This window comes from Mycobacterium sp., assembly GCF_044223235.1.
Classification (GTDB): domain Bacteria; phylum Actinomycetota; class Actinomycetes; order Mycobacteriales; family Mycobacteriaceae; genus Mycobacterium.
The window spans coordinates 1-13,957 of sequence record NZ_JBGAME010000028.1 but is presented as its reverse complement, the minus strand read 5'-3'; the positions used below and the strand labels follow the sequence as shown (position 1 = coordinate 13,957).

14 protein-coding genes are annotated in these 13,957 nt (G+C 69.3%); 5 read left to right on the top strand and 9 right to left on the bottom strand.

The genetic code is table 11. From position 1 onward, the window contains the following. The first annotated feature begins 28 nt into the window (after nt 1-28). Complete coding sequence (locus tag ADBZ6K_RS23180; protein WP_526351097.1) at nt 29-1,945, top strand: ABC transporter ATP-binding protein/permease; 1,917 nt, start codon at nt 29-31, stop codon at nt 1,943-1,945. 226 nt (nt 1,946-2,171) lie between these two features. On the opposite strand, the gene ADBZ6K_RS23175 is transcribed toward ADBZ6K_RS23180, so the two are convergent. Further along, a complete protein-coding gene (locus ADBZ6K_RS23175) occupies nt 2,172-2,897 on the bottom strand; it encodes a TetR/AcrR family transcriptional regulator (RefSeq protein ID WP_526351095.1) in 726 nt (241 codons plus the stop codon). A 120-nt stretch (nt 2,898-3,017) separates the two neighbouring features. Between ADBZ6K_RS23175 and ADBZ6K_RS23170 the strand changes: the two genes are divergently transcribed. Continuing rightward, nucleotides 3,018-3,458 (top strand): nitroreductase family deazaflavin-dependent oxidoreductase, encoded by a 441-nt coding sequence (locus ADBZ6K_RS23170; RefSeq protein ID WP_526351093.1) that lies wholly within the window; start codon nt 3,018-3,020, stop codon nt 3,456-3,458. 24 nt (nt 3,459-3,482) lie between these two features. Here the strand turns inward: ADBZ6K_RS23170 and ADBZ6K_RS23165 are convergent, their stop codons facing one another. The 8 genes from ADBZ6K_RS23165 to ADBZ6K_RS23130 all read right to left on the bottom strand — a co-directional run bounded on the left by ADBZ6K_RS23165 (nt 3,483) and on the right by ADBZ6K_RS23130 (nt 12,226). After that, nucleotides 3,483-4,121 carry an Rv1815 family serine proteinase gene (locus tag ADBZ6K_RS23165; RefSeq protein WP_526351091.1) on the bottom strand — a complete coding sequence of 213 codons (639 nt, stop codon included), beginning with the start codon at nt 4,119-4,121 and terminating at the stop codon, nt 3,483-3,485. A 190-nt stretch (nt 4,122-4,311) separates the two neighbouring features. After that, on the bottom strand, nt 4,312-4,944 hold the full coding sequence (locus ADBZ6K_RS23160; protein WP_526351089.1) for a LysM peptidoglycan-binding domain-containing protein: 633 nt from the start codon (nt 4,942-4,944) through the stop codon (nt 4,312-4,314). 134 nt (nt 4,945-5,078) lie between these two features. Next, nucleotides 5,079-6,485, bottom strand: coding sequence for an NAD(P)/FAD-dependent oxidoreductase (locus tag ADBZ6K_RS23155; RefSeq protein ID WP_526351087.1), 1,407 nt, complete (start codon nt 6,483-6,485; stop codon nt 5,079-5,081). Nucleotides 6,486-6,566: 81 nt separating this feature from the next. Further along, a complete protein-coding gene (locus ADBZ6K_RS23150) occupies nt 6,567-7,757 on the bottom strand; it encodes a cation:proton antiporter (protein ID WP_526351085.1) in 1,191 nt (396 codons plus the stop codon). Between the two features lie 3 nt (nt 7,758-7,760). Next, nucleotides 7,761-8,243, bottom strand: a complete 483-nt coding sequence (locus tag ADBZ6K_RS23145) for a cation:proton antiporter regulatory subunit (RefSeq protein WP_526351083.1) — start codon at nt 8,241-8,243, stop codon at nt 7,761-7,763. Further along, the gene (locus tag ADBZ6K_RS23140; protein WP_526351186.1) at nt 8,243-9,223 is read right to left on the bottom strand and encodes a sterol desaturase family protein; all 981 of its coding nucleotides are present in this window, start codon (nt 9,221-9,223) and stop codon (nt 8,243-8,245) included. The genes ADBZ6K_RS23145 and ADBZ6K_RS23140 overlap by 1 nt, the downstream gene beginning before the upstream one ends. Nucleotides 9,224-9,312: 89 nt before the next feature. Beyond that, on the bottom strand, nt 9,313-10,887 hold the full coding sequence (locus ADBZ6K_RS23135; RefSeq protein WP_526351081.1) for a carboxylesterase/lipase family protein: 1,575 nt from the start codon (nt 10,885-10,887) through the stop codon (nt 9,313-9,315). A 139-nt stretch (nt 10,888-11,026) separates the two neighbouring features. After that, entirely contained in the window at nt 11,027-12,226 is a 1,200-nt protein-coding gene (locus ADBZ6K_RS23130) for an MFS transporter (RefSeq protein WP_526351079.1), read from the bottom strand. A gap of 84 nt (nt 12,227-12,310) precedes the next feature. On the opposite strand from ADBZ6K_RS23130, the gene ADBZ6K_RS23125 reads away from it, so the two are divergent. The 3 genes from ADBZ6K_RS23125 to ADBZ6K_RS23115 form a co-directional block, all read left to right on the top strand. Next, entirely contained in the window at nt 12,311-12,679 is a 369-nt protein-coding gene (locus ADBZ6K_RS23125; RefSeq protein WP_526351077.1) for a DUF202 domain-containing protein, read from the top strand. Continuing rightward, nucleotides 12,676-13,017 (top strand): DUF202 domain-containing protein, encoded by a 342-nt coding sequence (locus ADBZ6K_RS23120; RefSeq protein ID WP_526351075.1) that lies wholly within the window; start codon nt 12,676-12,678, stop codon nt 13,015-13,017. The genes ADBZ6K_RS23125 and ADBZ6K_RS23120 overlap by 4 nt, the downstream gene beginning before the upstream one ends. 94 nt (nt 13,018-13,111) lie before the next feature. Next, on the top strand, nt 13,112-13,957 hold an 846-nt coding region (locus tag ADBZ6K_RS23115; RefSeq protein WP_526351073.1), incomplete at its 3' end, for a 4-alpha-glucanotransferase.

Genomic DNA, 13,957 nt, shown 5'->3' with positions numbered 1-13,957 from the left:
GGCGGGCCGCTCGCGGTAGCTTCCCGCCATGGATTTGTACACTCCGTCCCTGGACTGGGGCGACGAGCTGGTGCTCTCGGCGCTGTGGGTCGCCAAGGCGTGGGCGATCAGCGCGGGGTGCATCGTGGTGGTGCTGGCGCTGATCGCGCGGTTCACCAGCTGGGGACGGCAGTTCTGGCACGTCACCGGTGACTATTTCAGGGGCCGGGACAGCGCGATCGTGTGGGCGTGGCTGGGCGGCCTGCTGCTGCTGGTGATGATGGCCGTACGGCTGGATGTGCTCTACAGCTACCAGGCCAACGACCAGTACACCGCGGTGCAGGCCGCGCTCACCGGCTCCGATGAAGCTGTCAAAGCCTCTGGAAGACAAGGGTTCTGGATCGCCCTCGGGATCCTGATGATCCTTGCCATCGTCAACGTCACGCTGATCCTGGTCGACCTCTACGCGATGCAGCGCTTCATCCTTCGGTGGCGGGTCTGGCTGACGAACCGGCTCACCGCGGACTGGCTGGACGACAGCGCGTACTACCGCGAACGATTCGTCGAGGCGCCCATCGACAACCCCGACCAGCGCATCCAGCAGGATATCGACGTCTTCACCACCATGGTTGGTCCGCAGACGAACAACCCGACCATCGGCACCACCCAGACACTGCTGTTCGGTTCGGTGAGATCCATCCTGTCTGTGGTGGCGTTCGCCCCGATCCTGTGGGAGCTGTCGGGGCCGCTGACGATCTTCGGCGTCACCGCGCCCAGGGCGTTGTTCTGGATCGTGTTGATCTACGTGGCTGTCACGACGGTCGCCGCGTTCTGGATCGGCCGCCCGCTGATCCGGCTGTCCTTCCGCAACCAGGCCACCAACGCCGCGTTCCGGTACGCGCTGGTGCGCTTGCGCGACGCCGCCGAGGCGGTGGCGTTCTATCGCGGCGAGCGCACCGAAAGCGTCACCCTGCGAACCCGATTCGCCGCGGTCGTCGACAACTATCGGAGATTCATCCTTCGCGGCCTGGTCTTTCTCGGCTGGAATCAGGCGATGAACCGGATCGTCGATCCGCTGCCCCTGCTGATCCAGGCGAACCGCCTGCTCGACGGCTACATCAGTCTGGGCGACATCACGCAGTCCTCGAATGCTTTTCTGCAGGTGCATGATTCGCTGGCGTACTTTCGCTCCGTCTACGACTCGTTCGCGAGCTACCGCGCCGCCATCATCCGCCTCGACGGCCTGGCCACCGCGAACACGCAGGCGAGGGAACTGCCGAAGTTGACCGCGGCGCCCAGCACCGACGGCGCGGTCGCGCTGGAGGACGTCGAGGTGCGCTCACCCGCTGGTGCGCAACTGATCGATCCGCTCGACGTACGGCTGGAGCCCGGCGATGCGATGGTGGTCACCGGCCCGTCGGGTTGCGGCAAGACGACGTTGCTGCGCAGCTTGGCTCAGCTGTGGCCGTTCACCTCCGGCACGGTTCGATACCCCGGCGCCGACAACCAGGCCCACAACGAGACCCTGTTCCTGTCCCAGCTGCCCTACATACCGCTGGGGAATCTGCGCACCGTTGTCTCCTATCCCGCCGCGGGCGGCGAATTCAATGACGCCGGGATCCGTAGAGCACTCGACACGGTCGCGCTGGGTCACCTGGCGAGCCGGCTGGATGAGGACCGCGACTGGGCCAAGGTCCTCTCGCCCGGCGAACAGCAGCGGATTGCCTTCGCTCGCGTGCTGCTGAACAAGCCACGGGCGGTCTTCCTCGACGAATCGACGTCGGCGCTCGACGAAGGCCAGGAGTTCGCGCTGTATCGGGCGCTGCGCGCCGAACGGCCCGAAACCATCGTGGTCAGCGTGAGCCATCGACCCGCTATCGAACAGCACCACAATGTGCACCTGCGTCTACTCGGTGGCGGCGAGTGGCGCGTCGAGCCGGTCGGCGCCACACCCTCACCGGCGTGACGCCGCGTGTGCGCCCAGCACCCCTGCCGAGGAACGAAACCGTCCGGCGTGGTCGGGGAGCCCAGTCGCCTGCTGCACCGCCGCTGGGGCGCTGAGCGCCGCGCAGCCACCCGCGATGCCGAATCCGAGGACTAAGACGTCGAAATCGTCGGCCCACGACGCGACGACCTCGATGGTGTCGACCCGCGGAATCTCGGTGCTGTGAATCGCTGACGAGGATAGCCGATTACGAGAACGTGTTCTCGTTGCTGGCTGGGGTCGCCCCGCCGGCCGCCCCCGCCACGGCCTCGATCAGCAGCCGGACCTGGATGTCGAACACCGCCCCCGGATCGGTGAGTGTGTCGGCTCCGTACTGGCCGAACACCTCGAGGCTGATCGCCCCGATGAGGCCGGCCCACAGCACGAAGCACTTTGCGACGGCGGCGTCGTCACCGGGAAACGCGTACTCCGTGCGTAGCCGGTCGAAATCGGAGAGCACGGGCTGGGCGATGGTCATCGACGTTGCGACGACGTCGCCGGCCATGATGCCCGCGGCGACGGAGTCGAAGACGGCGGCCACCACACGCGTGCCCGGGCCCACGGTCTTGTCGGCCGGCGCGTGATACCCGGGCACCGGGCTGCCGTACAGCAAGGCCCACCGCGCCGGCTGATCGATCGCCCACTCCCGGGCCGCATGTGCGGTCTGCCGCAATTGGGCGCGCCAGTCGTCGCCGGCCGTCGCACGGGCCCGGTCCACCGCATCGGCCAGTTCGGTATAGGCGTCGACCAGCAGCAACGTCAGCAGTTCGTCGCGGCTGGCGACGTAGCGGTACACGGCCGACGAGACCACGCCCAGGTCGCGCGCGATGGCGCGCAGCGACAGCCCCGCCGCTCCCTCGGTGCTCAGGTGGCGGCGACCTAGTTCGACGATCCGCGTTTCGGTGCGGTCACGCGCATCCTGCCGCTTGCCCATGCCCCAGTGTGACACGAATAGAGATCAGTGCTCTTGAAATTCCGGCCGCAGCGTGTCAGAGTGAAAAGAGAGCAATGCTCTCTAAATTGAAGAGGGCGACCAGACGAAAGGTGATCCATCATGGCCGTGCGTTACGACGAGCCGAACCGCATCGCGCGGGCCGGCAACGAGATGATCCGCTGGTTGGCTGAGGCCGGCATCAGCATTGCGGGCACCACGGCGCTCCGGGTGCGGGGACGCACCACCGGCAAGCTCCGCGGGGTGGTCGTCAACCTGCTGACGGTCGACGGCCGCGACTACCTGGTGTCACCGCGCGGCAACACCCAGTGGGCACGCAACGCGCGTGCCGCCGGGTTCGTGGAAATGGGACCGCGGTGGCGCAGCAGACGGGTCCGGATCACCGAGGTGGCCGACGACGCCAAACCGCACCTGCTCGGGCCCTACCTGGATCGGTGGTATTGGGAGGTCAAGGGCCACGTGGGAGGTCTGACGCCGCAGTCATCCAGCCAGGACCTGCGCGCCGCCGCGCCGTCGATCCCGGTCTTCGAGCTGGTGAGCTAACGGATCTGGCGGGGGCGCACCGGGTCAGCCGACGGTGGCGGCGATGACGTCGTCGCTGGCCTGTGCCCTCGCCGCCTCCCACGACACCGCCGCCGGGTACTGGCCCCAGGTGCTGTTGAACATCCCGACGATGATCGCGCGACCGTCGTCGGTGGGCACATACACCGGTCCGCCGGAGTCGCCCTTCTGGCTCACCACACCGTTGGCCATGGTGAACCAGCCGTTGTTCACCGCCTGGACGGTGCCGCAGCTCTCGCCGGTGACCACACCGAAGTGGCAGATCGGCTGACCGGGAAGCGGCCGCACCGCAGGATCGGACACCAGCGTCCGGCCGCCGGGCAGAATGTTGTTCACCGCGACATCGGGGACCAGCGCGATCGCTTCCCAGTCCGAGATCTGATGCTCGGTGTCGATGGTGGCGCCGTCCGGGGTGTTGTCCCGGTACATCGCCAGGTCACCGATGTAGTTGCCGTCGCTGTCACTGACCGTGCCGCTGCCCCGGCAGTGGCCCGCCGTGAACGCGATGCGCATATGCGGGTCGACGTAGCCGAGCGTGCAGACATTGGAGTCCTGCAGGATCTCCATCCCCGGGTAGACGAGCACGCCGGGTTCGGCGCGCGCCATCGGAACCGACGTCGGAACCGACATAAGGCCGGCCGCCATGGAGGCGACCGCCGCAGCGGCTGCGCGCAACAACCTTCTGCGCACAGTGCCTCCGATCCGTAGGACTGCTGAAAGTCCAGCGTACCGGCGGTGGCCTGGGTTGGCGCGCCCGATGATCGGGCGCCGACGCCAAGCGGCCCGCATCGCAGGGATGCGGGCCGCCGGGGTTCCCTCCCGTTCACCGGGACGTCTACGGGATGGTCAGCACCTGCCCGGGACGAATCAGGTCGGGGTTGGGGATACCGCTGGCATCGGCGATGGCCTGATACCGGCTGCCGTCGCCGTAGAAGCGCTCCGCGATGGCCCACAGGGTGTCACCGGAGACCACCGTGTAGGTCCGGGGAGCCGGAGGTGCGGGCGGCGGTGGTGGCGGTGGCGGCGCGGGCGCGGCCTCAGGCGCCGGGGTCGCGGCGGGCGCAGCGGCTTCGGCCGGGGCCTCGGCGGCGGCCGGTGAGACCGCGGGCTCCTCCTCGGCAGCGGGCGGCGGCTCGCTGGTCTCGGTCTTCGACGACCAGGCCGGTCCGTCCTTGGCGTAGAGCACTACATTGCGATCGTCCTGCAGGACGAGCCTGACATCCTTCTTGCCCTGGGTGTCGGTGTGCCACACCGGTTTCTGGGGCGTGTACAGGACGAAGTTGCCGTCCTTCTGCACCTCGGCACGCACCACGTCCTGCCCGTCGGTGCCGGACGCCCACACCGCCTGATCGCGGGAGTACAGCACCAGGTTGCCGTCCTGCTGCAGGGTCAGCTTGTACGCCCCGTTCGGTGAGGTGAGCGAGCCCCCCTTCTCCAGTTTTTGTCCTTCGGTAAGTGTGTCGGCCACGTCGCAACCCCTTTCTGGAAGGCGACTCGTCAGCGGGACTCGCCGCGAGGCGCCGATGTGCGAACACGACTCTGCCGAGCCTACCGACCGTTGCTGCGGCCGTGTGAGGCTTCGTGCGCACGCCCCCGCTGTGACTACGAATCGAACCCGAGGCCCAGCGCGTCGAGGGTGCGCAGCAGCGCGTTGCGCCGGCCGGCACTATGATCGGCCCGGTCCAGCGACCAGCGGGTCGCTTGAATCCCTATGCTGGCCAACGGTTCTGGCGGAAATGGCAGGGGCCGCTTGCGAACCATCTCCAGGTCGGTCCGCGGTGTGCGGTTGCCTTCGAGGAGGTCGAGGCAGACGTCGGCGGCGAACCTGGTCGCACCGACACCAAGCCCGGTGAAGCCGTTGACGTAGGCGACCCGGCCGCGGTGCGCCATCCCCCAGTGGGCACAGAATCGGGTGTTGGTGTCGATGGCACCCGCCCACCGGTGACTGAACCGTACGTCCTCGAGTTGCGGGAAGGTGATGTAGAAGTGCGCGGCCAGCTTGCGGTAGGTCGCGGGCTGATCCTCGTAGGAGGCCCTGGTGGCGCCGCCGTAGAAATAGAGCGCGTCGTAGCCGCCGAAGACGATGCGGTTGTCCTGGGTGAGGCGGTAGTAGTGGAACTGATTGGCGCTGTCTCCGATCCCCTGTCTGCCCGCCCAGCCGATGCGGTCGAGTTGCTCGGCGGTCAGCGATTCGGTCGCGAGCACGTAGTCGTAGACGGGCACGGTGTGCAGCCGGTTGCGCTTGAGCAGGCTCGGGAAGACGTTCGTGGCGAGCACGACCCGGCCCGCGGTGACGGTGCCCGCGCCGGTGTCGACGTGGAGCGCACCGCCTTGCGACTCCAGCGATTTCGCCTCGCTGTGTTCGTAGATGGTCACCCCGGCCTCCGTGCACGCGCGGGCCAGTTCCAGCGCCAGCTTCCCGGGATGGACGATGGCGCAGGTGTCGGGGCTGAACAGGCCCGCGAGATAGGTCGGGGAATGCACCTCGTCACGGACCTCCCGCAGGTCCAGGAACCGGTCCCGGCCTTCGGACGCCGCCTCGGCCAGCCAGTCGACCTGATGCGGTTCGGTGGCCACCGCCAGCATCCCGGTGCGTTGCCATTCGACGTCGAGGCCCAACCGCTCGATGTCGGCCTGCATGCCGTCGAGGTTCTCCAGTCCCAACGCATCCAGTGTGTCGATCTCGTTGGGCCAGCGGGTCTTACCGTTCACATCGCCGTGCGTGAGACTGGCGTCGACGAACCCCCCGTTGCGCCCGGAGGCGGCCCACCCGACCCGGTTGGCCTCGATCACCACGATGCGCTGGTCGGGACGGCGCTCGGCGGCGTGCAGCGCGGCCCACAGACCGGTGTAGCCGGCTCCGACCACCAGCAGGTCGCAACTGACCGGGCCGGTCAGCGAGGGATGGGCCGGACGCGGTATGTCGAGCCACATCGAACCGAAGGCGCTTGGCGCAAGCGAACGTTCGATCAGTGCGGGGTCGACGTGGGCATCAAACACAGTCTGCACACAGCGGACATTACGGGTTCGTCCTCGGCGGTGTTTGTCCTGGGCGACGGTCACCAACGCGCTGGCGCGCCGATCCGTGGGCTACCGAGGTTCGGGTGCCGGCTGCCCGCCGGGATCCTCGATCGGGGGCCTGCGCCGGATCGGCCGGTTGCCGGCGTAGCGGGTGAGCACCGGGCCGGCGATGGCGAGCAGGAACACATAGGGGGTGGCGACTGCGCCGACGGCTTCGATCGAAGCGCCGACCAGCCCGATGATGACCAGGGAGAATTCGCCGCGCGCGATCAGCGCGGTGCCCGCGCGCAACTGCCCGGGCTTGCCCACCCCCTCACGGCGCGCCGCGAACTGCCCGGTGAGGACCTTCGTGCCCGCGGTCACCACGGCCAGCGCCAGCGCCACCGGCAGCATCGGCAGCAGGTCCGTCGGGTCGACCGCAACGCCGATCGCGAGAAAGAAGATGGCCGCGAACAGATCCCGCAGCGGGCTGAGCACGGTGCGCGCCCGCTCGGCCGCCTCTCCGGTCAGGGTGAGCCCGACCAGAAACGCCCCGACCGCCGCGGAGGCATGGACGTACTCGGCGAGGGCGGCGACGATCAAGGTGAGGCCCATGACGCGCAGCAGAAGCTGCTCATTGTCGGGGTGGCCGACGATGCGGCCGACGTGGTGGCCCCACCGCAACGACGCGACGAACGCCGCGCCGAGCGCGGCGATCGCGATGGCCATGCCGAACAGCGCCTGCGGCCAGGTGCCGCCTGCGGCCAGCACCGCGAGCAGCGGTAGGTAGGCCGCCATCGCGAAGTCCTCCAGCACCAGCACCGACAGCACGGCGGGGGTCTCGCGGTTACCCAGCCTGCGCAGGTCGCTGAGCAGGCGCGCGATCACACCCGATGACGAGATGTAGGTGACACCGGCCAGCGCCAGGATGCCGACCGCGTTCAGCCCGATCAGCCAGCCGACCACGGCGCCGGGCACCGCGTTGAGCACCAGATCGACCCACGCCGACGGCAGATGGCGGCGCAGGCTGCTGGCGAACTCCGCCAGCGAGAACTCCAGACCCAGGGTGAGCAGCAGCAGCACCACCCCGATCGAGGCGCCGGTTCTGATGAAGTCGGCGGCGGCAGGGATCGGCGCAATGCCGCCCTCGCCGAGCGCGAGCCCGGCGAGCAGATACAGCGGAATCGGCGACAGGGCGAACCGGCGCGCAACGGTGCCGAGCACGGTGAGCACCGTCAGGATCATTCCGAGCTCGAGCAGCAGTGTCGCCGAAACCTGCACGTGTCAGCCCCGGGCGACGATCTCTTCGACTCCCGCGATGCCATCCCCGGTGCCGATCACCACCAGCACGTCGCCCGCCAGCAGCACCTCGCTGGGCGCGGGCGAGGCAAGGACCTGCTCGTCGCGGACGATGGCGACGATGGACGCACCGGTGCGGGTGCGCGCCCGCGTGTCACCCAGTGGACGACCCACGAACGGGCCGCCTGGCCGGATCGTGACTTGACCGGCGTTGAGGCCGGGCACCTCACGGGTGAGGTCGGCGAAGCGCTCCGCGATTCGTGGCGCGCCGAGGATCTGCGCCAGCGCCTCGGCCTCCTCGTCGGTCAGGCGGAACACCTCGTGCGCCTGATCGGGATCGTCGCTGGGATACACGACGACCTCGAAGTCACCGGTGCGACGGGCGATGACGCCGATCCGATCGCCATCGCGGTTCTCGAACTCGAACCGCAGGCCGACCCCCGGCAGCATTACCTCTTTGACATCCATCAGGACATACTCACCGACAAATGCAATGCGCGAGCGCCGACCCGGTGAATGCGCGAGCGCCGACCCGGTGAATGCGGGTTGTCAGCGCTCGGCGCCGGCCGGCGTGGGGACCCGGCGGCGCGTTCCCGCGACGGTTGCCAGCCGGGTGGGCCGAATACGTACCCGAACCGGTCACGCCAGCGCACGGCACGGCGCAGGTCTCGGGCGATGGCCGCGTACTCGTGGGTCTGTAGCCGCCAGATGTTGAAGGTGTTGACGGGTTTGGTGAGGCCGTAGCGCGGACGCGACGTCTCGGGCTGAAAGGTGCCGAACATCCGGTCCCACAGGATGAGGATGCCGCCGTAGTTCTTGTCGAGATATTCGGCGTCCATGCCGTGGTGGACGCGGTGGTGAGACGGCGTATTGAGCACGAATTCGATTGGCCGCCATAGCTTGTCGATGCGCTCGGTGTGTATCCAGAACTGGTAGATCAGGTTGACCGAGAACGCGGCGAACATTATCCACGGTGGAATGCCCAACAGCGGCAACGGTATCCACATCAAGATCTCGCCGCTGTTGTTCCACTTCTGGCGCAGCGCCGTCGCGAAATTGAAGTACTCGCTGGAGTGGTGGGCCTGATGGGTGGCCCAGATCAGCCGCACCCGATGGGCGATGCGGTGGTAGGTGTAGAACAGCAGATCGACGCCGACGATCGCGATCACCCAGGTGTACCAGCGGTCCGCAGGCAAATGCCACGGCGCGAGGTAGGCGTACAGGGCCGCGTAGCCCAGCAGCGCCAGGAACTTCCACGCCGCCGTCGTCGCCACCGACACCAGACCCATCGAGATGCTTGCCCACGCGTCGCGCCGCTCGAACGCTCCCGATTGCGGCCTGCCCTCGACACCGACGCGCTCCAGATGCTCGAGCTTGCGGGCGGCCGCCCATTCGACGGTCAGCAATATCACGAAGAACGGGATGGCGAACAGCACGGGATCGCGCATCTGCGGTGGCAGCGCATCAAGTACCGCGTGCACTGTGTCCACGGTCACACCTCCGGACCGAGTCTAACCGTCGCCCGCACCGATGCTCGTCAGCGGAAGTTGAGAACCCTGTCGCCCCAAGCCATCCGCAGCTCACGGTCGAGATCGGTGACGACCCGGTCGCGCTTGTCGATCACCAGCGTGGCCCGGTCCTCGGCGCGGTAGGGCCGCCACACCGGTTCACCCGCCGCCGCCGGTTCCCCGAACTTGGCGAAGTTGATCCATCGCCGCTGCATCCGCTGCGACACCGCCCTACCGTCCTTGAGCCCGCCCAGCTTGAACGTCGGGTCCTTGGGTCCGCCGACGAGATTGCCCCACATGTACGGCAACTCGGTGGCATGGGCGGCACCGAGGCGCAACAACCGCAGCAACCGCGTCGACCAGTCGAAGCGGTACAGGTAGACGGGTGCGACGGTGTCGTGGCCCTCGGCGAACCACACCGAAGGCATCCGGAAGCCGACGTCGCGCGCCACGTGCAGGCCCAGCGTCCTTGGCCGCGCCTTGCGCCGATAGGCCGAGACGATGTCGGCCTCACTGGGCATCTGCAGTCCGGGCTGCTCGGATGCGATCGTCTCGAACATCGTTCTGATCGCGTCCGGGGTGATCGGCAGCAGCGGCGACCGCATCCACCGGAACAGGGCGGCTTCGTGCTCGTTGGTGCCGATGATCAACGGGACAGGGTGCGACTTGCCCTCGCGCGCGAGCGAGACCGGGTAGTCGGGCACGATGTCGCCGTCGACGATCGGCGCGAAGGCCAGAGTGCCGGGAGTCTGCAGCGGCACCTCGGTGAAGGCCCGCTTGGCCGCCCGCAGGATCGCGGGCAGCGGCGTGTCGACGAGCCGACGCGCCTGGTCGTGGTCGATGCCGAGCCGGTCGAGCATCTGCTCGGCCATTCGGCGGCCCCGCGCCGCGTCGTAGACCGATGTCGCGGGTGAGCTTTGCGCGATCGCGGCCGAGAACAGACCCGCGGCGGCCGGGCTGGTCAGCAGGGTCGTGATGATGCTGCCGCCAGCCGATTCGCCGAACAGGGTGATCCGATCGGGGTCGCCGCCGAACGCGGCGATGTTGTCGCGCACCCAGTGCAGGGCGAACAGCACGTCGCGCAATCCGGGGTTGCTGTCGAAGGCCGACCCGAACGACGACAGATCGAGGAACCCGAATGCGCCGAGCCGGTAGTTGAACGTGACCACCACCACGTCGCCCGCGCTGGTCAGCGCGCGGCCGTGGTAGAGGGGCTGGCTGGACGACCCGAGCACGTAGGCACCGCCGTGAACCCACACCATCACCGGTTTGCCCGCCCCCGGCGGGGTGCCCGACGGCGCCCACACGTTGAGCACCAGGCTGTCCTCACCCTGCCGCGCACCCAGGTCCAGCGGAATCCTCGGATCGGTGGGTTGCGGACAGGCCGGCCCGACCTTGGCCGCCTCGGCGACCTCCCGCCACGGCTGCGGCGGTTGCGGCGCCCGCCAGCGCAGGGCGCCCGACGGCGCGGCCGCGTAGCGGATCCCCCGCCACACCTTGACGACGCCGTCGTCGACGCCGCGGACCGGGCCGTACACGGTCTCAGCAACGGGTCGGTCGATGACGGTCCTGACGTTGGCCCCGACATTGGCCCCTGCCGTCATCGGCCACCTCCCGGCGCCGCCCGGTCCGCGCCGGCTTCGGTCGGCCCCGGGATTTCGCTCATGACTGCTCCTTTGCACCTGCCAATTCATCCAGGCTACCCATGAGTACGTGCCGGCAGTCCCGCCGTCGGTGTGGTCTTCATCGCCGAGTTGGTCGGTCGCGCACCTGGAGCGCACCCGCCAGAGCGACGGCGAGCAGACCCGCGACGGGCACGCTGAGCAAACCGATCCGCAGGCCCGCCGCGTCGGCGACGACGCCAACCGCCAGCGGCGCCCCGAGGAAGCCGATACGCATCAGCCAGGTCATCACCGTCAGCCCGGTGCCGGGACGCAGGCCGGGCAGCTGGTCGGCGCTGTGCATCGCCGCCGGGATCAGCGTGGCAGTGCCGAACCCGGCGGCGGCGAACCCGGCGATCGTGCCCGGCACGCTGGGGAACGCCAGCGCGGTGCCCATTCCGACGGCGGCGATCACTCCGCCCGTGCTGACCACCGCGCGTTCGCCGAAACGGTCGACCGTCCGGTCGCCGATGAGCCGGCCGATGACCATGAACCCGGCGAGCGCCACGTAGCCGAACGCCGCGACTGCGGCGGGCGCCCCCAGACTGTCGCGCAGATACAGGGTGGCCCACGAACTTCCGGCGTCCTCGATGATGGCGCCAGCGATCGCGATCAGCGCCAGCGCCGCCAGCACGGCCCACACCCGGACACCCGCCCGGTACCGGCCGGATGCCCGCTCGGCCGGATGGTCGACGTGGTCGGCGCCCGGCAACAGGAACCGGTAGCCGACCAGCACGACGGCGGTGAACACGGCGGCCGCGACAATCAGGTGAGATACCCGCGGCACGTGCAGCGCGATAGCCGCGGCTCCCATCATTCCCCCGGCGACCGCGCCGATCGCCCACACCGCGTGAAACGAGTTGATGATCGACCGGCCGTAGCACCGCTGGACCCGCAGGGCGTGTGCGTTCTGCGCGACGTCGGTGACCGCGTCGCACGCGCCTGCGACGAACAGCGCTCCGGCGAACAGCAGCGGTGAGGGCGCCGCCGCGGCCGCGACGACGAACAGCGCGATCCCGACGGTTCCGGCCACCGCCACCCGCGACGAACGAAACCGGCGGATCAGCGCGCCCGCGGTGAGCCCGGCAGCCAGGGCCCCTGCCGGAAAGGCCGCGACCGCCGCGCCATACAGCGCGTTGGACAGCTGCAGATACTCCTTGATCTCCGGGTAGCGCGGCAGCAGGTTGGCGAAGATCGCACCGTTGGTGAGGAACAGCGCCGCGGTGGCGACGCGGGCGTTGCGGTTCTGCGCCACGGCCGTACCGAGCGGTTCGGGCGCCATGACACGGAGCGTACCGATACCCATCTCGGGGTCTTAAGGCGTTTCGGGGCATCTCGGGTAGCGCGGCGCGCGATCATGGCCGTGATGGATGCCACCGCAGACGCCGACCGCCACCTCGAGCAGGATCCCGACTACCGGTTCACGCTCGCCAACGAACGCACCTTCCTGGCGTGGATCCGCACCTCGCTCGCGCTGATCGCGGGCGGTATCGCGGTTGTCCAGCTGGTTCCCGAGTTCGGTTTCCCGATCGCGCGTCTGACCATCGGGGCGCTGCTCACCGTCGGCGGCGGGCTGCTGGCACTGGCTGCGGTGCGGCGTTGGGTCCAGGTGCAGGCCGCGATGCGCAGAAGCATCGATCTGCCGCCGTCCCGACTGCCTCAACTGTTGGCGGGCGGCGTGCTGGTGATCGTCCTGCTGGTGCTCGGCGTGCTGCTGGCCCAGGCGCTGACGTGACGGCTCCGCCGGAGAAGCCGGGTCTGCAGGCCGAGCGCACGCTGCTGTCGTGGGAACGCACCGCCCTGGGCTTCCTCATCGGCGCAGCGATCCCGCTGATGCACGGACACGGGCCGATCCAGGCGGGTCGCGCGGCGCTGGCGGCGATGGCGGCCGGGCTGGCGGTGCTCGTCATCTGGCTCGGGCGCGCCAGGGGACGGCGGATCGGCACCATCCACGTCGAGGCGGGCGCCGCGGGTGGCCCCGTGGTGCCCGAGCCCCGCCGCGCGGTCTTCGCCGCGGGCATCGGCACGGCGGTCTTCGCGGCCACCGTCCTTGTCGCCATGCTGCTGCGATGACCGGCGGTGACCTTGACCCGGTCGGCGGGCGCGGCGGCCGGTCGTTGAGCAAGATTGGCTGCATGACCCCCGAACGCGGAAATGCGGAACCCAGATGACCTCGCTGGTGGAACTGGCCCATCGCCATGGTGTCGCCACCGACTACGTGGACTGGACGGGCCGGTACATGGTGGTGGCCGAGTCCACCCTGGTGGCCGTCCTCGAGGCGCTAGGGGTGGCCGCGGCCACCGAGGAGGACCGGGTGGCCGCGCTCGCGGCGGGCGACCGCCGCTACTGGGAACGCGCCCTGCCGCCGACCGTGCTGGGCCGCGCCGGTGTGGCGTCGGCGTTCTGGGTGCACGTCACCCACGGCGACGCGGTCGAGGTGTGGTTGCAGCTGGAGGACGGCTCCGCGCGGGACGGGTTGCGCCAGCTGGAGAACAACCGACCGCCGTTCGATCTCGGCGACCGGCTGGTCGGGGAGGCCAGCTTCGAGCTGCCCGTCGACCTGCCGCTCGGCTATCACCGGCTGCACCTGCGGGCGGGATCCTTCGAGACCAGCACCGCGGTCATCGTCTCCCCCGCGTGGCTGCCGCTGCCTGCCCGGCTCGGCGGCGGACGGGCGTGGGGGCTGGCCACCCAGCTCTACAGCGTGAGGTCCCGTGGCTCATGGGGCATCGGCGACCTCACCGATCTCGCCGACCTCGCGGTGTGGGCGGCGTCGCGCCACGGCGCCGGGTTCATCCTGATCAACCCCCTGCACGCCGCCGCGCCGACTGCGCCGATGGAACCGTCGCCCTACCTGCCGACCTCGCGGCGCTTCGTCAACCCGCTGTACCTGCGCGTCGAAGCGATCCCCGAGTACGCCGAGGTGGCCGGACGCGGCCGGCTGCGCAAGGCACAGGCCGCCGCGCCGGGCCGCGCCGACCGCCACCCGGGGATCGACCGTGACGCGGTGTGG